This window comes from Verrucomicrobiales bacterium (genome assembly GCA_016793885.1).
Classification (GTDB): domain Bacteria; phylum Verrucomicrobiota; class Verrucomicrobiia; order Limisphaerales; family UBA11320; genus UBA11320.
Genome location: JAEUHE010000141.1, coordinates 101,360 through 124,872 on the forward strand (window position 1 = coordinate 101,360; position 23,513 = coordinate 124,872).

The window sequence follows — 23,513 nt, forward strand, 5'->3', positions numbered from 1 at the left end:
GACCCTCGTGCTCATTCCGGCGCTGAATGAATCGGAGGTTATCGAATCGACCGTTCTTGATTGGATCAACCTCGGAGTCGGTTGTGTTCGGGTGGTGGACAACGGGAGTGTGGATGAGACGGCTGCTTTGGCCCGAGCCAAGGGAGCAGACGTGGTCCTTGAGCCTCGTCGAGGCTATGGCGCAGCCTGCTGGACGGGGCTGCTCTCGCTGCCGCCTGGCGTGGATTACATTTTGTTCAGCTCGGCTGATGGCAGTGACCGTTTCGTCGCCGCCGAGTTGCCGGTTTGGGAACAGGCGGTTGAGGAGGGGTATGACCTCGTTTTAGGAAACCGCTGCCTCTACCCCGGGGCTCTCGCGAGTTTAAAGTGGCTGCAACGGTGCGGCAGCCAGGTCGCCTCCGTCCTGATGCGCTGGGGATGGCGGATTCGTTTTCACGACATGGGATCACGGCGGCTGATTCGCGTCAGTTCCTTCCGCCAACTGGCCTTGAAGGATCGCGGCTTCGGATGGAATGTGGAGATGCAGGTGCGAGCGGTCGAGCAGGGACTTCGGTTTCTCGAGTTGCCTGTTCCCTACTTCCCACGGCGTGCCGGGCGGTCCAAGATTTCCGGCAATTGGCTAGGCTCGCTCAAAGCCTCTTGGGGCATTATTTCGACTCTTCTTTATTTATGGATCACCAAATCTTCCCGCCGCCGCTGAGTCGTTTCCTTTGCCGCCGATACTCAGTGATGTGTTCTATGCTTGCGGTGGTCCTGTCGGCCTTCGACCTTGCCGCTGCGGACCCCCGGCCGAATATCCTGTTTATCATGTCGGACGACCATGCCGCACAGTCGATGAGCTGCTATGGAAGCCGCATCAACCAAACGCCGCAGATGGATCGTCTGGCCCGCCAGGGAATGAGATTTACCCACTGCTTCGCCATTAACTCCATCTGCACTCCCAGTCGGGCCGCAATCCTCACCGGGAAATACCACCACAAGAACGGCGTCCCCGTTTTTAACCGGTTTGATGGGCGTCAAGATCACGTGGCCAAGCGTCTCAAGGCCGCTGGCTACCAAACCGGTCTCATCGGCAAATGGCATCTTTTCAGCGATCCCACGGGTTTTGACTATTGGAATGTCTTGCCGGGCCAGGGGGATTATCACAACCCGGTCATGATCGAGAATGGCCGCACAAACAAGTACACCGGCTATGTCACGGATCTCATCACCGATTTCTCCATCGATTTTCTGAAGAAACGCGATCCGGATCGGCCCTTCCTGTTGATGACCCACCACAAAGCTACTCATCGCAACTGGCAGCCGGACAGTCGGCACGGCACGATGTATGAAAATGCCACCATCCCGGAGCCGGCTACCATTGACGATGATTACGCTGGCCGTTCGCCCGCCGCCGCTGAAGCCACCATGCGCTTGGACCGCAACCTCAGTACCAACGACCTTAAGGGGCCGATCGATGCCCGCTTGACAGCCTCAGAGAAGCGCCACTCCAACTATCAGCGCTACCTGAAGGACTACCTGCGATGCCTGGCCTCCATGGATGACAATGTCGGGCGGTTACTCGACTACCTCGATCAGTCCGGTCTGGCGACCAACACCTTGGTGATCTACACCTCGGATCAGGGCTTTTTCCTGGGAGAGCATGGATGGTATGACAAGCGGTTCATGTATGAGGAGTCCTTGCGCATGCCGCTGCTGGCGCGGTTGCCGGGTCGCATCGCTCCGTCCTCGGTTAACACCAACATGGTTTTGAATGTCGATTTCGCTCCCACCTTTCTCGAGTTGGCTGGGTTGAAAGCCCCAGCCGAGATTCAAGGGCGCAGCTTGGTTCCCGTGCTGGAAGGCCTCACGCCTCGGGATTGGCGGCAGTCGATGTACTATCGCTACTACCACTATCCCGGGGACCACAATGTGCAGCCGCATTACGGGGTGCGCACGCGTGAACATAAGCTCATCTATTTCGAAAACTTGGATGCCTGGGAGCTTTATGATCTGCAGTCGGACCCCAACGAAATGCGTAACGTCGCTGGAGACCCGGCGTACGCGGGCGTTCGAAGGGAGCTCGTCCGGGAGTTGGAACGACTGCGCCAGCAATTGGGGGACGAGGTGGTCCACAGTGCATCGCTGCGAGGATTTATGGGAGGAGGCCGCTTCTTTGCTCCTACCAATTCGAGGTCCATTCGACTGCAAGGTCCGTTCGGCATCCAGTTCGATGCTCAGGGTGAGGGCGTGATCGTTGAGATGACGGGGAATCGTGTGCTGCGGATGAAAACCAACGGCTGGGTTTCAGTAATGGCTGGAGACGGGGTTCAGGGCGACGGTGGAGAGGGTGGTCCCGGAGAAAAGGCTCGTCTGAATGGGCCGCATGCACTGGCGCTCACCCCCGAGGGAGATGTGCTGGTCGCTGACACTTGGAACCATCGGGTGCGCCGGATCGAACGGGCTACCGGCATCATTCGAACGATCGCTGGCACGGGCCGTGCCGGCTTCAGTGGGGATGGCGGACCGGCTGTGAATGCGGACCTGAATGGCGTGTATGGGATCGCCTTGGACTATCCGGGGGAGAATCTGTATCTGACCGACCTCGAGAATCGTCGAGTGCGCGTGGTGAACCTGAAGTCGGGTTTGATACGCACGGTCGCCGGCAATAGCGAGCGGGGGGTGCCGGCTGACGGTGCGTTGGCGATTGAGTCGCCTCTCGTCGATCCACGATCGGTGACCGTTGACCGGCAGGGGCGTGTCTACATCTTGGAGCGCAGCGGAAACGCCTTGCGAATTGTGGAGCGATCCGGACGGATTCGTACCGTGGTAGGCGTGGACGGAAAACCCGGGTTGGCGGGCGACGGTGGGCCGGGAGCAGCGGCGCGACTGAGGGGTCCGAAGGATCTATGCATGGATCAGGATGGCAGCGTGCTGATCGCGGACACCGAGAACCATGTGGTGCGACGTTACGATCCGCGCACCGGGTTCATCCATCGGGTCGCCGGGACGGGACTGGCGGGTCGCGAGGGCATGGATGGACCCGGTGAGGTGTGCGAGTTGAATCAACCTCATGGAGTCTGGGTGCATCCGACCGGGGACGTCTACATCAGTGACAGCAGCAATCATCGAATCCTCCGTCTGGTTCGACGTTATGGTGCTGATCGGCAAACCGCTTCCGCGCGCACTGATCGTTGAGCTGGGTGCCGAGCTTTTGAACCGCAAACGACGCGAAGGACTCTATGTCTGAGGGGTAAGATGAGCCCTGCGTTTCTCTTCCTCCCCGGTTTCCCATGGCGTCCATTGCGTCATCGCGGCTCCATCCTCCGTTTCTCGGGATTGATCATTGTAGCGTGCGCCGTCTCGGCGCATTCCCAGCTCTCGCGCTCGTAATCGTAATCGCAATCGTAATCGCCAACTCGTTGCCTTAACCCGGTGGGGTAATCCCGGCGGCCCCTTCCGATGAACCGAGCCTCGTTACCTCGTCTCCTACACTCCCAATGGCTGTAGGGGACGAGTCACCAGGCCTGCGCGAACGCTGAATCCTTAGATCAGAAGGCGAAAACCCACCGCAGCAAGAGCCTTCTCACGGTCCGTCTCCGCTGCTAGACATTTTTCCTGCGGAAAAGAGCCGATTCGCTGATGGTTTGCATGAAGATGGAGTGGATCCTGCTTCCTCACCCCGACTCGGAGTCGGGGTGAATTCTAGCAGGCCGACGTCCAGAAATCCCTGGAACCAAGGGACAGCCCGGGTGAGCACCCCGCAGAACAACATTCTAAGTCCTACGGCCTGCTAGAGCCGCAAGAAGATCCGCTTTTGGTAAAGGAAGCGCACGAGGGCGAGGCCGATGCCAACCGCCACGATGGCACTCAGCAGAGCGCCGGCCCCGGGGCGGAAGGTGCGATCCATGAAGGCGCTCACATCCCCGCCCACGAAACGCTCGGCCAGCTTCCCGAATCCAATCAGGTTGTTGGCGAGATAGATCGTGATCGAGTTCGAGCCGACCCAGACAAACGGCAGGACCCAACCTTGGATCTTCCAGACTTCGATGACCTGGTGAAACAGGCCCAACAACAGCGCGCTGTAGCCGCCCGCGACGAGTACAAAGGAGGACGTCCAGATCTTCTTGATCACCGGGAATTGAAGTCCCCACAGGAAACCCAGGGCGACACTTACCGCGCCAGCCCCCATGAGGATGATGACTTTCTTCTGATCCGTGATTCCTGGGTTGATCAACAGGAGCCCGGCCAGGGCGCCGAGTAGGCATGTTCCGATCGCGGGAAGTGTACTGAGCAATCCCTCCGGATCGTAAGTGCCGTCGTGCTTGTGTCCCGGGAGATACTTTTGGTCGAGGTAGTTCGCCAGATTCAGGCCTGGCTCGAACACGCCGCGGAGCGTGTGAGAACTGTTCCAGTTGAGCTCCTCGACCTTCCGGGTTTCGATGCGTGTGCTCACCAGCTCGCCGTTGGGTTGGCGTGGCCGCACGTCGGGGAACGGCACGAACGTCATCAGGGCCCAGTAGCCGAGCAGCAACGTCGCACACAGCGTTGCCAGCCCGCGTCCGCGCAGATGGCAGAAGGCCAGCGCTGTGACAAGATAGGCTAGCGCAATCCGGTTGAGCACACCCATCAGCCGAATCCCGGGCCAGAGTTGGGAAACTCCCCCCGAATAGATCAAGGCCACGATGTAGAGGAGGATGAACCGCTTGAAGATGCGCCGGTAGGCCGCACCTTTGCCCTCCTGACCCAGCGCCCTCGTCATGGAGAAGACCACTGAGGCCCCGACAAGAAACACGAACAGGGGGAAAATCAGATCGTAGAAGGCAAACCCGTCCCAGTCCTTGTGTTGGAACTGTTGCGCCAGAAAGTGGAGCACCCCGGAGTCCTGTCCGCCGGCCAGCTTATCCAACGCCCGGACCAGTCCCGCCGCTCCGACAATCCAGAGCATGTCAAACCCCCGGAGGGCATCGACGGAGATGAAGCGGCGTGGTGCAGCTGCGGGGGCGGGGGATGGAGACGGAGAGGTCGGCATAGGTCGGTGCACAGTTGGGTGGTTTAGTATCCGAAAGCAGTTTGTCGCAAGTTCCACTCTTCATACAGTTCGGGAGGCAGCTCGCTGATGAAGCGGGAAGGAAGTTGGCGGGTTTCTCCGTACGCTTGCGTGTAGCGCATCAAGGGATAGCTCAGATAAAGCTCTTTCCGAGCCCGGGTGATCGCCACATAGAAGAGTCGACGTTCCTCCTCCTCGCCATCAACCGACTCGAGCGACCAGGTCGATGGAAAAAGCCCCTCGCAGAGCATGATCGAGAACACCACGTCATACTCCAGACCCTTGGCCTGATGAATGGTGGTCAGTCGAACCTTGTCCGAATCGTCGGTCTTCTTGGTTTCTTCGTCCGGCTCGATTTCAGTGAGCAGGGAGAGTTGGGTCAGAAAGTTCTCAAGGTCCTGGAACTGATGCGCAAACACCCCCAGTTGCTGCACGTCTTCCAGGCGCTGGCGGTGGTTATCGAAGCTGTCCTCGAGATAGTCCTGGTAAAAAGCCTCGATGATGAGCTGGATCAGCTCGGATGGCTTGTCGTGCAGCGACTCCATCTGCGCGAAGATCGTGACGATTTCTGTCCAGGACAGAATGGCTTTCTTCGGCACGGCGGGCTGACACTGTTGGAGCGCTTTCGCCAGGGCGTGCTTGGTGGGGGTCGAAGTCTCAGGCGCGCTCGGTTCCGATGATGTCGTTGGCGCCGGGGAGGGCAGCCCTTCGCTCTTCGATCGAAACGTGGTCCACAGTTTTTCTGCTGCCTTTGCACCTATGCCGGGAAGCAGCTGGGCAATTCGCTTGAACGACAGTTCGTCCGTGGGATTGGCCATGAGCTTCAGAAACGAGGTGAGGTCCTTGATATGGGCCTGTTCGAAGAACCGGACGCCGCTGGTGATGACGAACGGGATGTGGCGGCGAGCCAGCTCCAACTGAAGTTCCATCGCGTGAAAGTGCGCGCGATACAGGATCGCGACCTCAGACATCGATACCCCTTCATCGTTCAGTTCCTGAATGCGCTGGCAGATGAACGCCGCCTGGATATTCGCGTCGCTGCAGGGCACCAGGACCGGCTTCATGCCGGATTTTTTGTCGGCCGTGAGCTCCTTCTTGAACTGGTGGATATTGGCGGCGATGGCGGCATTGGCCAGGTTCAAGATCTCGGGGGTGCTCCGGTAATTGGTCTCGATCTTGTAGATGGCCGCCTTCGGATAGCGCTTCGGAAAGTCGATGATGTTGCGGAAGTTGGCGCCGCGCCAGGAGTAGATACTCTGCGAATCATCGCCGACCACCATCACGTTCTGGTGCCGTGCGCCCAGCAAGTCGATGATCTTGCCCTGGACGGTGTTGGTGTCCTGATACTCATCCACCAGGATGAACTGAAACTGCCGCTGATACCGTTCCAGGACAGCGGGATGCTCCTCGAGTAGCTGAAGCCAGCCAGTCAGCAGGTCGTCAAAATCCATGACATTGGACGCCTTTTTACGCTCCTTGAACCGCTTTCCCAACTCCACGATTTGCGAAGTGAGCCCGGTCAGCTGGCCATGTTCTTGGGCGATGGCTTCCTCGATCGAGGTGTATTTGTTCACGGCGATCGAGAACAGGCTGACCAAGACATCGGGCTTCGGCATGACGATCCCGCCCTGTTCGAAGAAGGGGTCGGCCAGGCAGGTCTTTACCAGGTCTCGGGAGTCCTCACGGTCCAGGATGGTGAAGTCGCGACGGAACCCTAGCAGATCGGCGTTATCCCGGATCAACCGTGCACCCATGGAGTGGAAAGTGCCTCCGGCCAGGCTGCGCAGCTCGGTTCCGAGCAGGTCGGCGACGCGGCGCATCATCTCCTTCGCTGCCTTGTTGGTGAAGGTGAGGAGGAGGATTCGATCGGGGGGAATGCCCTGCTCGAGAAGATAGGCCACCCGGTAGGTCAGCGTGCGAGTTTTACCTGAGCCTGCTCCCGCGATGACGAGGGCGGGGCCGGGCAGGGCCGTGACGGCGGCGAGTTGCTGCGGGTTCAGCTCCTTGGCATAGTCAATCTGGGGATTGACTGGGGACTGGAACGTCTGGAGCACATAATCGCGGGCCACCTCACCATTCAACCGACGAAGCTTGGAAAGAGAAGAAAAAAACTCCTCCCGGAGGACGGAGGAACCTGCCTGGGGCGGAGAGGTAGGGAGAGACCTGACCGCGAAGCGGTCCGATGAGGTTTATAGTTCCAATTTCTGCTCGAGCCCTGAAGGGCCCTACGCGATCGAATTGAAAGCAGGCAGCGTCGTGAAGAGCCGACGGGGCGACGATCATCTCTCGGCCCTCGCGGAGTTGCCCCTTGGTTCTCCCAGGCCTGGGGCAGGATTGGGCTCGAGCGGAGTCTCGCCCTACCTTCGCCGAGCCCACCATAGGCCCAATCGGCGGCCCAGGATTCGCCAGCGCTCCTCGCTGACGGAGAGATCCTCCGCACGGCGGGCCGTTGCCAAAGGAATCAGGAGGGGCAGATCGCGACGCGCCCGGTAGATGAGCCAGGCGTCCATCGCCAGGGTCGCGACCAGATACGGCCCGGCCAGAAAGCTGAGGCTGGTGAGAAATCGCCATCCTGAGGTGATCACTGATCCCATCCAAACTAACGCCACCAAGACCCAGGGAGTGAGCATCACGTCGTTGAATGTCTCGCGGGAGGCGTCAACGGCGCTGTTGCGCAGGGCGCTTTGCCGCAATCCGGTCCAAGCGGACGCATAGAGATCCGGAATGAGCACGAGTAAGACGACCACGGCTGGCCGTATGACCTGCTGGATCCGATACGAGGGTTGTTCCGCAACCGCCCAGGCGTGCGTCGCGGTGAGCCAGATCACCTCAAAGGCGAGCAGCTTAAACACCAACGGCCGGAGGCGCTGTAATGCCTCGAGGTGTCCCCGGACAAGTTGATCAGGACTGATGTGGGTGTAGAGGAGCAGACTGAGTCGATCCTCGGCCTGATCGCGGGCGAATGCGTAGCTGGTCTGAGCCTGAACGTGGCACTTGAGCGCTGCGTTCACGCAGAAGAATACGAACAAGGCCAACCGTGGAGAGAGCAACGCTTCGAAACTATCGTCCACGGCGTAGAGGCAGCCGACGAAGGCTATCGCCCCAATCGTCCACGCTCGAACCGAGGGCGCGCGCGTTCGTCCAGCCAGCCAAGCAATAGGGTTTCCGTCGAGAACCTGCTGCCGATGGACCGACCGCGTCAGCCGGAACGATCGAACTCGGTTCCCGATGCTCTGCTCCGCCGGAGGCCGATCCCGGGAGGCGTCGACCAGCGCACTGTCGAGACGAGTGCGAGGGACAGGGTCGGGGCGATGCTGCCAGCAGCGAGGCAGGCGCTGGTGGGTGCGGTAGAGGAAGAACCAGCCCACCGCTTGGGTCCACGCCAGGGAGAATAGCATCGCCTTCCCGTCTCCCCATCCAGGGAACAGGGCCTGGTAGGCAGTGAAAGCCGGGCTGAGGGCGAACAGGTACTCCGGGCGTTCGATGTGGAACGTGGAAGCTGCCAGATTGGCCAGGCTCGGAGCCACCACCAGCAAACCCAGAAAGTAAACAGTGGTGCTGGTCAGAGCACGATGTTCATCCCAGGACTTGGATGAGAGGAACAGGCCTAGAGTGGCCGCCAGAAACACCAGGTGCAGAAGACCGATGATCAACCAGAGAAAGTTGGCCAGGGAGACTCCACCCGACAACATGGGCAAGGCGAGGAGTGGCACCAGGGCCAAAAACCGATAGAGGCTTCCCAGACAAGCAGAGGTGAGCTTTCCCAGGATCAGCTCCATCGGGGTGAGAGGGGTGAGGAACAGCAATCCCAGGGTGTCCTCTCGCTTCTCGCGCGCCAGGCTGGAGGAGGAAAGATGAAGGCTTCCTAGGACCAACACCGCACTTGCTATGGTCGCCAGAATCCGGAATCCCAAAAGTCCGGTGACCGAAGCCCCGGCGACCGTCCCATCCATACTCAGGAGCCAGAGCAGCACCGTCACCCCCAGTGCACCCGTTCCGACTCTGCTCCAATAGGTAGCAGGACGACGGCTGGCGACGCGCAGTTCGCGCTCCACGATCGGTGAGATGCGGAGGAGGGAAGCCATGGATGTCCTACCGGACACCCTCGCTATCGTTTGCGTCGTTTGGCGGGTCCGAAGTAGTAACCGCCGGACAGCCGAACAGCGCGGAACTTGGTTTCGTGTGCTGGACGCTTGTCGTCGTCGTCGAAGAGCGAGGTGTAGGTGTAATTAAATCCTTCGAGCTTCACGCGCTCGATCTTTTGCCCGATGAAACGCTCGATGGCTGCCATGTGCTGACGGTCCTCCGCCACCATCAGGGTGAGCGCGTCGCCGGTAGCCTGGGCCCGGCCGGTTCGGCCAATGCGGTGCACGTAATCCTCCGGATGCTGAGGAACGTCGTAGTTGATCACGTGGCTGACATCCGCGATGTCGAGGCCGCGCGAAGCGATGTCGGTCGCCACCAACACTTCATACTTGCCGTCGCGAAACCCATGCAGGGCCCGCTCGCGCTCCTGTTGCGTCCGATTGGAATGGAGCACCGCTACCGCATGCTGCTTCTGCTTGAGCAAGCTCGCGATGTTGTCGGCGCGGTCCTTGGTGCGGCAAAAGATGATGACAGACTCAAAGCTCACGCTCTTAAGGAGTTCGAGCAGGAGGTCTTTTTTCTGCGCATCGGCCACGGCATAGACGACGTGCTTGACAGTCTCGGCCGGGGATCGTCGCGCTCCAATCTCCACGGTCTGAGGATCTTTCATCGCCCACTGGATGAGCGTTTCAATCTGCGCCGGGACCGTGGCGGAGAACAAGGCCGTTTGTCGCTTCCGAGGGCAGTGCTCCACTATTTTGCGCACATCGGGAAGGAAACCCATGTCGAGCATGCGGTCGGCTTCGTCCAGGACAAGATACTCCACCGCGTCCAGCCGCGCTGTTTTCTGTTGCATGTGATCCAACAAACGGCCGGGAGTTGCGACGACGATATCCACTCCGTTTTGGAGCGCCTCGCGTTGCTTGCCATACCCGACGCCTCCGAACACGACGGCCACCTTAAGCTCCGTGAAACGTGCGAAGTCTCGGATCGCTGTTTCCACCTGTGCCGCCAGCTCGCGAGTAGGTTCCAGCACGAGCATCCGGGTCTTGCCCGGCGGTGCCTCCATGAGCTTGGAAAGCATGGGCAGCGAGAACGCGGCGGTCTTGCCCGTTCCCGTTTGCGCGCTCCCGATGAGATCGTGTCCTTCCATGAGGATCGGGATCGCTCGGAGTTGAATCGGAGTGGGTTCCACGTAACCCATGGCCTTCACTCCTTCTATAATTTTTTCCGCTAGCCCGAAGTTGCCGAATACCATGGAGATATGTTAACTCGCTCGGCCTGCCGAGGGGAAGGAAATGTTTCAGGGTCAAGAATGCCTCGGTGGTGGTCGATGGAAGAGGGGACAAAATAGGTGTGGCATGAAGGCGTTAACCGAACTCTCTTTCTCGTGGGTGGACTTGACGGTGGTGGCATTGCTGGCCTTCGGCGTGACCCGCGGGCGGAAGCGGGGGATGTCCGGAGAGATGCTCGATTTGATCAAGTGGTTGCTGATTCTCTTCGGGGGCGCCTTCCTCTATGAGCCTTTGACCCACTACCTCTCTCAGGTTGTGCCTGGCTTGAGTGCCTTGGGGGGATACCTGATGGCATATATCGGGTTTGGCCTGCTGATGGTCTTGATCTTTGGCTCACTCAAACACAATTTCGGGGAAAAGATCGCCCAGGGTGAGATGTTTGGTGGGGGAGAATATTATCTCGGCATGGTCGCTGGGGCGGTCCGATTTTCTTGTATATTATTGGTAGTCATGGCTTTGGTTCACTCCAGGGAATACACCCCCATGGAGATCAAGGCCCGCGAAAAGCAGCAGGAGGATAACTTTGGGAGCATCCGATTCTTCCGCCTCTACAGCCTCCAAGCTGACATCTTCAAAAGCTCCTTCGTCGGACAGGTGATTGAAAAGCAAGTTCCGTCCCTCCTGATCAAACCCACCTCGCCGAGTTTGGCCCCTTCCGTTCAATCCCGTACCCCTCCCAAGGACCGCCGATTGAACGAAGTGCTTGATCGGTAGTCTCAACCCGCCCAAAGTTCTGGGCAATGGCTGGGTTTTTCGGTCCAGATTTCATCGAGCAAGTCCGGGCTGCCAACGACATCATCGAGGTGATTGGCGGCTACTTCCCCCTCAAGCGAGCCGGGGCTAGTTTTGTTGCCCTGTGCCCCTTCCATCGGGAAAAGAGTCCCAGCTTTCACGTCAGCGCCAGCCGACAGGCGTTCCATTGCTTCGGATGTCACAAAGGCGGTGACGTCTTCCGCTTCGTGCAGGATTACGAGAGTGTCACTTTCATCGAGGCGGTCCAACGTCTCGCCCAACGGGCCAGCATCCCCCTTCAGTATCAAGACGGCAGCGGACCGGATCGTTCTCAGCATCTCAAGGAGACCTTGCGCCAGATCCACGAGCAGATCAGCCGTCGATGGCAGGGTGCTCTGGCTACCGAGGCCCAGGGGCAGATCGCTCGCGATTACCTGGCCAAGCGGGGGGTTACGGAGGAGTCCATCAAGCAGTTTCGGATCGGGTATGCGCCCGAGGCTTGGGATGACACGGTCAACTGGTGCAAGTCTCACGGGTTCGAGCTGGAACTGGCCCAGCAAGCGGGACTGATCGTCAAAAAGGAAGGGACCGACCGTTTCTATGATCGCTTCCGGGGCCGCCTGATGTTTCCGATCGCCGACGAGCAGGGGCGGATCATCGCCTTCAGCGGCCGGATTCTCCAAGGCGATGAGAAGACCGCCAAGTACGTCAACTCGCCCGAGACCCCCATCTTCAGCAAGAGCAAGGTTTTCTACGGTCTGGACAAGACCAAACGGGCCATTCTCGATGCCGGAGTGGCGATTATCTGCGAGGGCCAGTTGGACCTGATCGCCTGTTTCCAGGGGGGGGTACAGAACATTGTGGCTCCGCAGGGAACGGCGTTTACTCCCGAACATGCGCGGATTCTCAAGCGCTATGTCGAGGAGGTGGTATTATGCTTTGACTCGGACAATGCCGGCCAGAACGCTGCCGTGCGTGTTCTCGATGGGCTGCTCGGGGTGGGCATGGCGATCCGAGTGGCGGTGGTGCCTGCGCCGCATGATCCCGACAGCTACATCAAGGAGTTCGGAGGACCCGCTTTCGCCCAGCTCATCAAGAATGCCAGCGGCTTTTTTGATTTCTATTTGGATCGGCTGACGAAGCAGAACGATATTCAGTCGGATCGTGGGCGGATGGCGGTGTTGCGCGAGATGGGGACCGCGGTCAACAAGACCGCTAACTCCGTCATGATTGACAAGTATGTGCAGCGAACCGCGGTGGCGTTGGGGGTGTCCGCGGAGTCGGTTCGGCAGGAGTTCAAGAAACTCCGTCCGGCGACTGAGCGGGAACGCGAGGCCCCTGAGAATCTTTTGGCGGAGGAGGAGGAGATGGGGGGGGACGTCCAGCCTGTTCCGATGGCGAAGCCCAGTTCTCAGGAGATCTGGCTGCTGAAGCTGGTGATGGGCAACGACGACATCCTACCGACCGCCGCAACCCACCTCGATCTGGAATGGATCCGTCACGGGGTGGTCCGGCATATCCTCCAGCTACGACTCACCCCCACCGAAGACGGCTTTTATCCGAGTGTGGCGACGCTGATCGGGACCCTTCCGGACGATGAATCGCGGCGCTTAGTGAGCGAGCATGCGATGGAGGGAAGAACGATTCCCAAGGCGGAAAAGACCCTGATGGACCTGTTGGTGACGCTCCGCAATCAGACTCTCGACCGCGAACTGGAGCAACTGAAGCTGCACCTGGCTGATGCGTCGATCGGTGAGGAGGAGCGTTTCGCGATCCCCCTACGGATGAACGAAATTCGGGCGCTGAAGAAGCAGCCGCTGGAGGCGATGGGGGGGGAGGGGGGGAGTTAGGTGCCGGGTGCCGGGTGCCGGGTGTCGGGTGTCAAATAGCTTCAGGTGTTAGGGGGCAGGGGGGCGTTTCGCCTTTAGGCTACGAGACAGCGCGTTCAGCATCCGCCCTATGTCTGAAGCGGCTGAAAGCAGCTGTTTCGAATCGCGAGGGTCCAAATAGCCAAGGCGCTCGGCGATCAGTAGATGAGTTTCGATCTCCATCAGCGAGCCTCTTGCGAAGGACAGGTGGTGCAAATACTCATTGAGGTGAGCTCGGCCCTGTCCTTCAGCGATGTTCGCAGGAACTGAAACTGCCGCCCTCTGAATCTGGGAAGTGAGCCCGTACTGTTCCGTCGCTGGAAAACCTCGGGTAACCTTGTATACGGCCACCACAAAATCCATGGCCAGCTGCCAAACCTTTAGATCCCGATAACTCAGTATCTTCATGCCTTCATATTCGCGTTCATTGCATCCTCCTCCTTCCCCCCTGACCCCTGGCACCTGGCACCTGGCACCTGGCACCTGGCACCTGGCACCTACCACCTTCCCTTCCCCTCTCACTTCGGCGGCCCGCTGCGGGGCAGGGGGGCGCGGAGCTTGCGGTAGAGCCAGCCTTCCAAGGGACGGAGGGGCCGGAGGAGTCGATAGAACGGGGAATAAATCAACCGCACCCGGATGGCCGAGAGCAACATGGTGAGCGAAGTTTTTCCCAGCACTACCTTCGATCCCAGTTTGTCGGTCCACACAGTGGGAACTTCCAGGATCTTAAACTTCGCCCGCTTCAACGCGTAGAGCAGGTTGATATCAAAAGCCATGTCCGCGATGCGGAGATTGTCGTGAATGCTGGTAATCGCCGCGCCGTGAATGACCTTCGCACCGCACTGCGTGTCGCGTATTCCCATCCAGAAAAGCATCTCGACGATCAAATGGAAGGCTCGGCTGGCGAATCGTCGCTGCCCTGTTTGCGCTTGATTGATGACTGCCCCAGGCATCCAGCGCGACCCGATGACACAATCGGCCTCCTCGCATCGTTTGACGAGATCGTGGAAATCTTTCGGGGCTGTGGCTCCGTCGGCATCGACATAACCCACCAGGTTGTGGGTCGTGGCCAGCTTGAAACCCTCGATAAGGGCTCCCCCTTTGCCGATGGCGGCGGGAAACTCAAGCGCGCTAATGAAGGGAAACTCGGCGGCCACCTTCTGCACCACTCCCAGCGTGCCATCCACGCATCCGTTGAGCACCACGACGAGGTGAAATTCCCCCGGGTAATTGTCGCGGAAATAGGCCCCGTATTCCCGTAGGACAGGCTCAATCCGTTGCTCTTCATTGTAAGCTGGAATCAGCAGGAGCAGGCTCTTCGCCGGGGCGTTGGCTGGAGCTGGAACGTCAGTCACGGTTCATTCCCTCGTTGGTTTGAAATGGCAATTGGGTCGCATGAGCGCCTACGCTGGATAACTAGCGATGGCGATAGTGGAGGATGTCAAACTCAGGGGTGGTTTGCAAGGTTTGGACGAGCTCAAACTCCTGTTCGAAGGCGGGAAAGAATCGATCTCCATCCACGGTTTGCTTGACCAAGGTCAGGTAGAGGTCGGAGCACTGGGTTAAGGCCTGCTCGTAAATCTGGGCTCCCCCGCAGATGAACACTTCGGCCGGCTCCTGATCGGGATGGACCTCGGAAAGGTCCTTGACCCAGCGCACGCCTGGGTGCTGGAAGGGGCTTCGACTCAGCACGACGGTGGTCCGGTTGGGTAGCGGTCGGCCGATGGATTCGAAGGTCTTTCGACCCATCACAATCGTGTTGCCGGTGGTCATCTTCTTGAACCACTTGAAGTCCTCAGGGAGATGCCACGGGATGCCGTTTTCGCGCCCGATCACTCGGTTTTGCGACATGGCCGCGATGGCTTTGAAGCGTTTCATAGTTCGCGGACCAGTCATTCTCCTCATTCCGATTAGACGGCAACGGGAGCTTTGATGGCTGGATGAGGGTCGTAGTTGGTCAGCTCAAAATCCTCAAACTTGAACTGGTGGATATCCTTGATCGCTGGATTCAGCCGCATCTGGGGCAAGGGACGAGGCTCGCGACTGAGCTGCAGCTTCACCTGGTCCAGGTGGTTCGAGTAGATGTGGATATCTCCGAACGTGTGAACGAAGGTCCCGGGCTTGAGATCGCAAACCTGAGCAACCATCAGAGTCAACAGCGCGTAGGACGCGATGTTGAACGGGACTCCGAGAAAGAGGTCCGCGCTGCGTTGATACAGCTGGCAGCTGAGCTCCCCCTCTTGCACGTAAAACTGAAACAGGGTGTGGCAGGGAGGGAGCGCCATGGTTTCAACCTCGCCCGGATTCCAGGCGCTGACGATCAACCGCCGACTGTCGGGCTTGGTTCGGATGGCTTCGATGACCTGGTTGATCTGGTTGATGGACCGCCCATCGGCCGTTCGCCAGTCGCACCACTGAGCACCGTAGACCCGTCCGAGATTGCCCTCGGCATCCGCCCATTCGTTCCAGATGCTCACTCCGTTATCCTTCAGATAGCGGATGTTGGTGTCGCCGCTCAGGAACCAGAGTAGTTCGTGGATGATGGACTTGAGGTGAACTTTCTTGGTGGTGACCAGGGGAAAGCCATCCTGGAGTGGGAAACGCGCCTGAGCCCCGAAGAGCGAATAGGTGCCAGTGCCGGTGCGATCCGACTTAAATCGGCCCTGTTCCAAGACCTGGCGGAGTAATTGTTGATACTGGAGCATGAAAACCGATTCTGGTTATCGAGATCGATCCCGAGGTGCAAGACAATACTGTCTGCACGAACCAGGGTCTGCCTCCGACCGACAGGCGGGACCGTCGGTCGAAGGTAGAGCCTGGTTCGTGCAGAAGGCACTGCGTGCGGGGAGACTGCACTTCACGGACTTCCACATTCCGTTTCTGGAAAGGGGACATATAGCCCACGGACGACGCGGACCACACGGATCTGAAGGAGGACTCGTACGGGCCGGGCTGACTGACGGTAATCTTCTTCTGGATCCCTTCCCACTCCGTGTGCTCCGCGTGTTCCGTGGGCCAACCGCTTAACCATCCGGAGGCTTTTCCGCTTCCCCGCACGCAGTGCCTCCTAGCCGCAAGCCCCGCCGACGCGTTGCGATGCGATGCTGCTTGAGTATCTCACAACGGCCATCCGATCGCGTCGGCGGGGCTTGCGGCTAGCGGAGGAGCGCCCGCAGACCCGTGACCAATCGTGTGATGGCAGTGCGGGCGGTGTCCGGTGTGAGCGCACCGTAAGAAATCCGCAGCCGACAGCCCGCCGCTCCGAACGCGTTTCCGGGGACCACCGCCACTTGATAGTCCTTCACCAGGCGTTGCACGATCGCCATCGGGTCCTGATTACTCTGGAGATCCGCCAGGAAGTAGAACGCTCCGTCGGCCCTGGGGATGCGACATGCGTCGCCCAGTTCAGCTAAACCTTGCTGAACCGCATCGCGGGCGGCCCGGACTCGTTCCAGCCCCTGCATCGCCCACGGCTTTCCCGCTTCCAGGGCGCCGAGTGCCGCGAATTGGCAGGGAACCGGGGCGCAGATCAACAAGGTGTCTTGGATCTTGAGCAATGATGCGGTGAGCGCCTGAGGGACAAGCATGAAACCGATTCGCCAGCTGGCAAATCCATATCCCTTAGACATGGAAAACAGGGAGAGGGTGTGCGGTCCGCTTCCCGGTATGCTGGCTGGGGAGAAGTGTTGGGCCTCCCCATAGGTGAAATACTCGTAAGCTTCGTCGTGGATGTGGAGAATGCCATGCTTAGCACAGAGTGCATTGACCGCCCGCAAGTCTGATTCGGGATAAACTGCGCCGGTAGGGTTGTTGGGCGAAATGGTGACGATGGCTCTCGTTCGCGGAGTGATCGCTGCCTCGATGCGATCCAGTTGCAGCTGATGCTGGGCGTCGGTCGGAACTAGTACCGGCTGGCAGGAAGCCATTGTGACGGCCATCTCGTGATTAAAGTAATAGGGAGTTTGGAGGATGATCTCATCACCCGGGTCGGCGATCGCGAGGATCGCGTTCATGAACCCCAGATTGCTGCCGGCCGTTACCAGGATCGAGGTTTGGTCAAATCCTCGAATGTTGTTCTCCAGGGTGAGCTTCTTTCGAAACGCTTCCACGAGCTCGGGAAGTCCGGTGACGGGACGATACTTGTGGTTCTCTGGGTCGCTCATCCCGCGCTCCAGAGCCCCGTAAACTTCGGGGGGTGGGCCGTAGGAAACGACCCCTTGACCCAGGGAGAGAGTGCCGGGGTGATCTCGGATTAACTGGGCGACGATCGGGATGATCGGGGACTGTACCGCCTGCATGCGGTCAGTGGTTCGTAGTCCGGCGAGATTCGACGACGGTGTGCGCACGCCCGGAGAGTGGCCCGAGGGCGGGGGAGAAACAAGGAGAAGCAGCCCGGCTCCTGTTCATGTTCCACTTTGTCGCGTCGTCCGTCCCCGGACGATCCTCCGAGCGGAGCGGGCTAAGAACTCGACGGATAGAGGTGGAGGCTTACCTGGGCCTGCGCAGGAATTGCACGAAGGGCCACTCGCTCTGGATGCGGGACGGCGAGCCCGTTCAGGTCCGCTCGGTCGGAGGGGTAGGTGTGCAGGATTTGCACGAGAGCGGAGACGGTTGATCACGTCACAAAACCGCAGTTTTCCAAGGATATTTCTCTTTTCCGCTTCCGTTCTCCAATCGTTTCCATACACACTCTCTCATCATGGCCAATCGAAAATCATACGGGGGCTGGCTGTTTGTGGTTGTGCTGCTCGCGGCGGGCGGTGGCGGTGTTTGGTGGTGGCGGTCCCAGCGTCCGACGACGAGTGAGATCGAATATCGTACCGCGGTGGTGGGACGGGGCGACATTATCCAGAGTGTCACAGCGAACGGTCAGCTCACTCCCTTCATCAGCGTGGACGTCGGTAGTCAAGTCTCGGGCAACATTCTGAAGCTGTATGCGGACTTCAATTCGAACGTGACCAACGGCCAGTTGATCGCGGAGCTCGATGCGGCGACCTATGAAGCGCGCGTGATCCAGGCGGAGAGCGAACTGGCGAATGCCAAGGCGCAGAACACGCTGGCGAAGGTGAACGCCCGTCGCTCGGAGAAGCTGCTGGCGGACAAGTTGCTCGCTGAGTCGGAATACGAGCAGACCATGGCCAATCTGGAGCAGAGCGAGGCGATGATGAAAATCCGGGCGGCTTCCTTGAAAAGCGCTCAGGTGGATCTGGCTCGGACGAAAATTTATTCACCGATCGATGGAAAAGTCATCTCGCGGAACATGAACGTCGGGCAGACTGTTCAGGCCAGCTTCAGCGCCCCCACGCTCTTCCAGATCGCCAACGATCTGACCCAAATGCAAATCGGCGCCTTGGTGTCGGAAGCAGACATCGGCGGGGTGGAGGAGGGGCAGCAAGTTACATTCACCGTCGAAGCTTTCCCTCAGCGCACGTTTCGCGGACGGGTTGCCCAAGTGCGTAACCAGCCGACTACGAATCAGAACGTGGTGAACTATGCGACCATGATCGATGTTCGCAACGAAGACATGAAGCTGAAGCCAGGGATGACGGCCAATGTCTCGATCACGACTGCCAAAAAGGAGAATGTGGTCCGGGTTCAGAATAGCGGTTTGCGTTTTCGTCCCCCAACGGGCGCCGTGATTTTGGGTGCCCCTGAGGAACCTGCCGGAGCGAAACCCAAGGTTGAACTGGCGACCAGCGGACCCTTCGCCGGACTGCCCATTCCTCCGTGGCAGGCGGGCGGAGAGCGACGGCGCCCGACCGACGAGGAGCGTGCCGCATACGAGAGCTCTCTGACAGCGGACCAGAAAGCGCAATACCAGCAGATCATGGCCGAGATGAGGGCGCGTTTCGCTCAAGGCGGGGGTGGCGGAGGTGGTGGTGGTGGGACTGGTAGCGGCGGGGGTGGCGGCGGCGGCGAACGGGTCCGCCGGAGTGATCCCGAGCGTCCGCGCACGACCACTGTCTACATGCTCGAAAAAGAGACGTTGCCCGCGGGGGGCGAAAGAACGGTTCTTAAGCCCGTGACCGTGAAGTTAGGCATCTCCGATGGTATGAACACCGAGGTGACTGAGGGACTTAAGGAAGGTGATGTTATTGTCGTCGGCACCGTCACTGCCGCCGCGGCGACTTCTGCCACAAATCCCCTCGGCAGTCCGTTCGGAGGCATGGGACGCCGGTAAACTGATTCGAATCTGCAACGTGCACCTCGACTCGAACATTTTGTGAGCACTCCGGTTATTCAGCTTGAGGAATTCCGCAAGACCTACACCAGCGGTGAGGTCCAGGTGCATGCGGTTCGCGGGGTAAACCTCTCGATCCAGCCCGGCGAGTTTGTCGCGATCATGGGCGCGTCTGGTTCCGGAAAGAGCACGATGATGAATACCCTGGGCTGTCTCGATCGCCCGACCAGCGGCAAGTACCTGCTGGATGGTGTGAACGTCATGGAGCTCAATCGGGATGAATTAGCAGATCTTCGCAACCGGAAGATCGGTTTCGTGTTCCAGGGCTTCAACCTGCTCGCCCGAACTTCGGCGGTGGAGAATGTCGAACTGCCCATGCTTTACTCGCGTCCGGCTTTGCCGGGACGCGAGCAGCGCGAGCGGGCGATGAAGGCGTTGACGATGGTCGGCCTGGGCGAGCGGTACGACCATACCCCCAACCAGCTCTCGGGTGGCCAACAGCAGCGCGTGGCTATCGCCCGTGGGTTGGTCAATGAGCCGAAGCTGCTGCTGGCGGATGAGCCGACCGGCAATTTGGATTCCCGTACCAGCATCGAGATCATGGGTATCTTCCAGCGCTTGAACGATCAAGGGATGACCGTGGCCATGGTCACGCATGAGTTGGATATCGCGCGCTATTGCCGTCGCGTCATTGTGATGCGCGATGGCTTGGTTCGAAGCGATGAAGCTGTGAAGGACCGCCTGATTGCATCGGAAGAGCTGGCCAAGCTCGACGCGGAACAGAAAGCCGTTCAACTCGCCTAAACCATGATTGCCATCCTGCGAATCGCCCTGCGCGCCTTGCGTCGGAATATCCTGCGATCTTTTCTCACCATGCTCGGCATCATCGTGGGTATCGCCGCGGTGATTGTGGGCGTAAGCATGGGGGCGGGCGCCAAGGCGGAGGTGGACAAGCGGATTGCGTCGATGGGACAAAACCTCCTGACCGTGATGTCCGGCAACATGACCCGGGGAGGGGTTCGCGGCGGATTCGGCATGGCGCCTAACCTTACTGTTGCGGACTATGAGGCTATTCGACGCGAAGTGACCGGTGTGACTGCCGTGAGTCCTGAGGCCCGCACGCAGGGGCAAGTGGCGGCTGGAAATCAGAACACTTCCGTGCAGGTCTCTGGGGTGAGCGAAGAGTATCTGCTCGCGCGTTCATGGAACTTGCGCGGTGGACAGAACTTCTCCGAGGCCGACGTGCGGGGGGCTAACAAGGTCTGCCTAATCGGCTCCACCACGGCCAAGACGCTTTTTGGTGAGAATATCGATCCTGTCGGTCAGATCATCCGGATCAAGAATGCTCCCTTTACCATCATAGGCTGGTTGGAGGCCAAGGGATCGGGGAGTTTTGGACAGGATCAGGACGATATCTTACTGCTGCCCTACACCAGCGTCATGAAGCGCCTTTCGGGCGATACCAAGTTCCGCTCGTTCTTCGTGCAGGTGGCTTCTCCGGGTGAGATTCCGGAGGTGCAGCAAGCTATCACGGAGGTCCTGCGACAACGGCACCAGATCGCCGAAGGTAAGGACGACGATTTTATGGTGCGTTCTCAGCAGGAGACTTCCGACTTTTTCAATGCGAACAACCGCATCATGACCGTGCTGATCGGATTCTTCGCAGGAATATCACTGGTGGTGGGCGGAATCGGGATCATGAACATCATGCTGGTGAGTGTCACCGAACGAACTCGCGAGATCGGCATTCGCCTGGCCGTGGGCGCTCGTGGTCGCGATGTTCTGCGGCAGTTCCTGACCGAAGCGGTACTGCTCAGCGTGGCTGGCGGGGCTCTGGGTATCGGAACCGGCTATTGGCTGGCACCCTTGCTGACAAAGTTTGCTGGCTTCCCGACGCTCATCTCCCAGGAATCAGTCCTGGTTGCTTTCAGCGTCAGCGCGGTGATCGGGATCGTCTTCGGATTCTTTCCGGCTCTGAAAGCTGCGCGCCTGGATCCAATCGATGCCTTGCGCTACGAGTGAATTCGCCCTTGTAGGGGACGAGGTTGAACGAGTCCTTGGGGGCTGCCTGTTTCCTACCACGCAGCGAACGGTGCTCGCGGCTTTCCCGAAGCCTCCTGACGTCGTCTCCTACACTCCGGAACTGTAGGGGACGAGGTGACGAGTCCTTGGGGGGCTGCCTGTTTCCTACCGCGCAGCCAACGGTGCTCGCGGCTTTCCCGAAGCCTCCTGACGTCGTCTCCTACACTCCGGAACTGTAGGGGACGAGGTGACGAGTCCTCGGGGGCTGCCTGTTTCCTACCACGCAGCGAACGGTGCTCGCGGCTTTCCCGAAGCCTCCTGACGTTCCGTCTTCGCCTGAAGCTACGACGTGACAAGCGTCTCCTACAGCAGCACCTATTCCTGTCGGAGCTGCACCGGCAGCGCCGACAAGGTTGCCTTGGGATTCGTCTGCTGAAAGTAATTCGCCGACCACTCGTTCGCGAAGAGCACCACGGGATTCCCCCCCATGTCAAAGGCGATCGCCGCCCCGGTCGGAAGCGCCAGGGCGTCTAGTTCGGGGTCTTTGAACTCCTTCGGAAGCCACCGAACGACGGTCCACGGCGCGGACTCCAATCGGGATTCGGCACCGTACTCGCTCTCGAGACGGAACTGCACCACTTCGAACTGCAGGGGGCCCACTGCCGCCAATAACGGAATTTTGATGATGGCGTTGCGCAGATGCAGCACCTGGATCACGCCTTCCTGCAGCAGCTGATCCAATCCTTGTCGAAATTGCTTGTACTTCGCCGTGTTGGGATTGTGTAGATAGGCAAACGACTCGGGAGTAAACCGAGGAATCTCGCGATAACTGATCGTGGGATCCGTCGTCAGCGTGTCCCCAATGCCGAAATCGGAAAGGCCGACCAACCCGATAATGTCGCCCGGATACGCTTCGTTGAGCGTTTCTCGCTCGTTGCCGAACAGCTTGTGAGAGCTGGAGAGGCGCACCTTCTTGCCGCTGCGCGGATGGGTGACCGTCATGTCCCGTTCGAACTTGCCGGAGCACACGCGGATGAATGCGATGCGATCCCGGTGTCGTGGATCCATGTTCGCTTGAATCTTGAAGATGAATCCAGAGAAGGCCGGGTTCTCAGGGGCGATGGGAGTACCGGCGATCACTCGGGCGCGTGGAGGAGGCGAGTGCTTGAGGAATCCGTCCAGCAGGAGCTGAACGCCGAAATTGTTAATGCCGCTGCCGAAGAAGACTGGCGTGGTCTGTCCGGCGAGCACGGACTCTTCGTCGAAGGCCTCTCCCGCCATCTCCAGCATCTCGAGTTCCTCGGAGACCTTGTGAAAAGTCTGTTCGTCGAGTCGATCGCGGATGATGGGATCGTCCAGTCCGCCGATCGACACCGGCGCCCGGTATTGTCCTCCAACGGTCCTCTCGAACAAATAGACCAGCTTGTCCCGTCGGTCGTAGACCCCTTGAAATTCAAAGCCGGTGCCAATCGGCCAATTGACGGGGAAAGCCCCAATTCCGAGCACTTTCTCCAACTCATCGAGTAGCGACAGCGGTTCCCGCATGGGACGGTCGCACTTGTTCATGAAGGTGAAGATCGGCACGCCCCTTTGGCGGCAGACTTCGAAGAGCTTGCGGGTCTGGGTTTCAATACCCTTGGCGGAGTCGATCACCATGACGACAGCGTCCACGGCGGTCAGCACCCGGTAGGTATCCTCCGAGAAGTCTTTGTGACCCGGGGTGTCCAGCAGGTTGATGCGATACCCATCGTAGTCGAACTGGAGGACGGTGCTGCTGATGGAGATCCCACGCTTTTTCTCCAGCTCCATCCAGTCGGACGTGGTGGCGCGTTGATTCTTGCGTGCGGTGACGGAACCGGCGAGCTGTACCGCTCCTCCGTACAGCAACAGCTTCTCGGTCAGAGTCGTTTTAACCGCCTCCGGATGCGAGATGTTGGCGCACGGCCGAAGCTTCTGAATTTCTTTGGCGATATCCACAGAGCAGGTGAGGCTATCAGACCCTTGCTCCAGGACAAGCGGGGAAGTGACTGGCGTTTTGCTACGGGGGGAAGTGGGTGAGAGTGGGGGAGGTGCGAGGGATCCCGACTCCGTCGGGGGGGCAAAAGCGGCAGAGGGCTCTCATCTTTACCTCCAAAAATGGGGACTAGACAAGCTGTAGGAGATCCTCACTTCTTCGCATGAGTTCCTGAGGCCGAAGCCGAGAACCCTCAGGGTTCAAAGAGTTTAGCCGGGGTGTGGAGCGCAGCGACACCCCCGGTCTGTCGTACCCCTATTCAACAGCACCCTGAAAGGCGTGCCAC

Annotated in this window: 16 protein-coding genes and 1 pseudogene; 7 read left to right on the forward strand and 10 right to left on the reverse strand. The window is 59.4% G+C overall.

All coding sequences use genetic code 11. The annotated features are described in order from the left end of the window. The first annotated feature begins 85 nt into the window (after positions 1–85). A pseudogene (locus JNN07_16025) lies at positions 86–187 on the forward strand (glycosyltransferase family 2 protein). Between the two features lie 482 nt (positions 188–669). Then, positions 670–3,177 (forward strand): sulfatase-like hydrolase/transferase, encoded by a 2,508-nt coding sequence (locus tag JNN07_16030; GenBank protein ID MBL9169249.1) that lies wholly within the window; start codon positions 670–672, stop codon positions 3,175–3,177. Between the two features lie 595 nt (positions 3,178–3,772). Here JNN07_16030 and JNN07_16035 read toward each other — a convergent pair. The 4 genes from JNN07_16035 to JNN07_16050 all read right to left on the reverse strand — a co-directional run bounded on the left by JNN07_16035 (position 3,773) and on the right by JNN07_16050 (position 10,373). Continuing rightward, a complete protein-coding gene (locus JNN07_16035) occupies positions 3,773–5,011 on the reverse strand; it encodes a DUF5009 domain-containing protein (GenBank protein MBL9169250.1) in 1,239 nt (412 codons plus the stop codon). Between the two features lie 23 nt (positions 5,012–5,034). Then, a complete protein-coding gene (locus JNN07_16040; protein ID MBL9169251.1) occupies positions 5,035–7,098 on the reverse strand; it encodes a UvrD-helicase domain-containing protein in 2,064 nt (687 codons plus the stop codon). 288 nt (positions 7,099–7,386) lie between these two features. Then, positions 7,387–9,114 carry a hypothetical protein gene (locus tag JNN07_16045; GenBank protein MBL9169252.1) on the reverse strand — a complete coding sequence of 576 codons (1,728 nt, stop codon included), beginning with the start codon at positions 9,112–9,114 and terminating at the stop codon, positions 7,387–7,389. Positions 9,115–9,137: 23 nt separating this feature from the next. Continuing rightward, the gene (locus JNN07_16050; protein MBL9169253.1) at positions 9,138–10,373 is read right to left on the reverse strand and encodes a DEAD/DEAH box helicase; all 1,236 of its coding nucleotides are present in this window, start codon (positions 10,371–10,373) and stop codon (positions 9,138–9,140) included. 103 nt (positions 10,374–10,476) lie between these two features. Here JNN07_16050 and JNN07_16055 point away from each other — a divergent pair, with 103 nt between their 5' ends. Together JNN07_16055 and JNN07_16060 are read left to right on the forward strand one after the other, a co-directional pair. Then, complete coding sequence (locus tag JNN07_16055; GenBank protein MBL9169254.1) at positions 10,477–11,124, forward strand: CvpA family protein; 648 nt, start codon at positions 10,477–10,479, stop codon at positions 11,122–11,124. 26 nt (positions 11,125–11,150) lie between these two features. Then, complete coding sequence (locus JNN07_16060) at positions 11,151–12,992, forward strand: DNA primase (GenBank protein ID MBL9169255.1); 1,842 nt, start codon at positions 11,151–11,153, stop codon at positions 12,990–12,992. A gap of 48 nt (positions 12,993–13,040) precedes the next feature. Here the strand turns inward: JNN07_16060 and JNN07_16065 are convergent, their stop codons facing one another. The 5 genes from JNN07_16065 to JNN07_16085 form a co-directional block, all read right to left on the reverse strand. Next, positions 13,041–13,418, reverse strand: coding sequence for a four helix bundle protein (locus tag JNN07_16065; protein ID MBL9169256.1), 378 nt, complete (start codon positions 13,416–13,418; stop codon positions 13,041–13,043). A gap of 110 nt (positions 13,419–13,528) precedes the next feature. After that, a complete protein-coding gene (locus JNN07_16070) occupies positions 13,529–14,365 on the reverse strand; it encodes a glycosyltransferase (protein ID MBL9169257.1) in 837 nt (278 codons plus the stop codon). Positions 14,366–14,426: 61 nt separating this feature from the next. Further along, on the reverse strand, positions 14,427–14,888 hold the full coding sequence (locus JNN07_16075; GenBank protein MBL9169258.1) for a dihydrofolate reductase: 462 nt from the start codon (positions 14,886–14,888) through the stop codon (positions 14,427–14,429). Positions 14,889–14,920: 32 nt separating this feature from the next. Continuing rightward, complete coding sequence (locus tag JNN07_16080; protein ID MBL9169259.1) at positions 14,921–15,715, reverse strand: thymidylate synthase; 795 nt, start codon at positions 15,713–15,715, stop codon at positions 14,921–14,923. A gap of 450 nt (positions 15,716–16,165) precedes the next feature. Next, positions 16,166–17,356 carry a pyridoxal phosphate-dependent aminotransferase gene (locus tag JNN07_16085; GenBank protein ID MBL9169260.1) on the reverse strand — a complete coding sequence of 397 codons (1,191 nt, stop codon included), beginning with the start codon at positions 17,354–17,356 and terminating at the stop codon, positions 16,166–16,168. 353 nt (positions 17,357–17,709) lie between these two features. Here JNN07_16085 and JNN07_16090 point away from each other — a divergent pair, with 353 nt between their 5' ends. From JNN07_16090 to JNN07_16100, 3 genes are read left to right on the forward strand one after another with little or no spacing between them, the layout of a single operon-like run. Then, positions 17,710–19,191 (forward strand): efflux RND transporter periplasmic adaptor subunit, encoded by a 1,482-nt coding sequence (locus tag JNN07_16090; protein MBL9169261.1) that lies wholly within the window; start codon positions 17,710–17,712, stop codon positions 19,189–19,191. 42 nt (positions 19,192–19,233) lie between these two features. Next, positions 19,234–19,995, forward strand: coding sequence for an ABC transporter ATP-binding protein (locus tag JNN07_16095; GenBank protein MBL9169262.1), 762 nt, complete (start codon positions 19,234–19,236; stop codon positions 19,993–19,995). Positions 19,996–19,998: 3 nt separating this feature from the next. Continuing rightward, complete coding sequence (locus tag JNN07_16100) at positions 19,999–21,213, forward strand: ABC transporter permease (protein MBL9169263.1); 1,215 nt, start codon at positions 19,999–20,001, stop codon at positions 21,211–21,213. A 375-nt stretch (positions 21,214–21,588) separates the two neighbouring features. Here JNN07_16100 and JNN07_16105 read toward each other — a convergent pair whose 3' ends face one another. Next, positions 21,589–23,190, reverse strand: coding sequence for a peptide chain release factor 3 (locus JNN07_16105; GenBank protein ID MBL9169264.1), 1,602 nt, complete (start codon positions 23,188–23,190; stop codon positions 21,589–21,591). Positions 23,191–23,513 lie beyond the last annotated feature (323 nt).

Bases quoted from the DNA above. Each gene is read 5' to 3' on its own strand.
- JNN07_16035 (MBL9169250.1), bottom strand. From the start codon at position 5,011: ATGCCGACCTCTCCGTCTCCATCCCCCGCCCCCGCAGCTGCACCACGC.
- JNN07_16055 (MBL9169254.1), top strand. From the start codon at position 10,477: ATGAAGGCGTTAACCGAACTCTCTTTCTCGTGGGTGGACTTGACGGTG.
- JNN07_16090 (MBL9169261.1), top strand. From the start codon at position 17,710: ATGGCCAATCGAAAATCATACGGGGGCTGGCTGTTTGTGGTTGTGCTG.
- JNN07_16050 (MBL9169253.1), bottom strand. From the start codon at position 10,373: ATGGTATTCGGCAACTTCGGGCTAGCGGAAAAAATTATAGAAGGAGTG.
- JNN07_16030 (MBL9169249.1), top strand. From the start codon at position 670: ATGGATCACCAAATCTTCCCGCCGCCGCTGAGTCGTTTCCTTTGCCGC.
- JNN07_16065 (MBL9169256.1), bottom strand. From the start codon at position 13,418: ATGAAGATACTGAGTTATCGGGATCTAAAGGTTTGGCAGCTGGCCATG.
- JNN07_16075 (MBL9169258.1), bottom strand. From the start codon at position 14,888: ATGAAACGCTTCAAAGCCATCGCGGCCATGTCGCAAAACCGAGTGATC.
- JNN07_16080 (MBL9169259.1), bottom strand. From the start codon at position 15,715: ATGCTCCAGTATCAACAATTACTCCGCCAGGTCTTGGAACAGGGCCGA.
- JNN07_16060 (MBL9169255.1), top strand. From the start codon at position 11,151: ATGGCTGGGTTTTTCGGTCCAGATTTCATCGAGCAAGTCCGGGCTGCC.
- JNN07_16045 (MBL9169252.1), bottom strand. From the start codon at position 9,114: ATGGCTTCCCTCCTCCGCATCTCACCGATCGTGGAGCGCGAACTGCGC.
- JNN07_16100 (MBL9169263.1), top strand. From the start codon at position 19,999: ATGATTGCCATCCTGCGAATCGCCCTGCGCGCCTTGCGTCGGAATATC.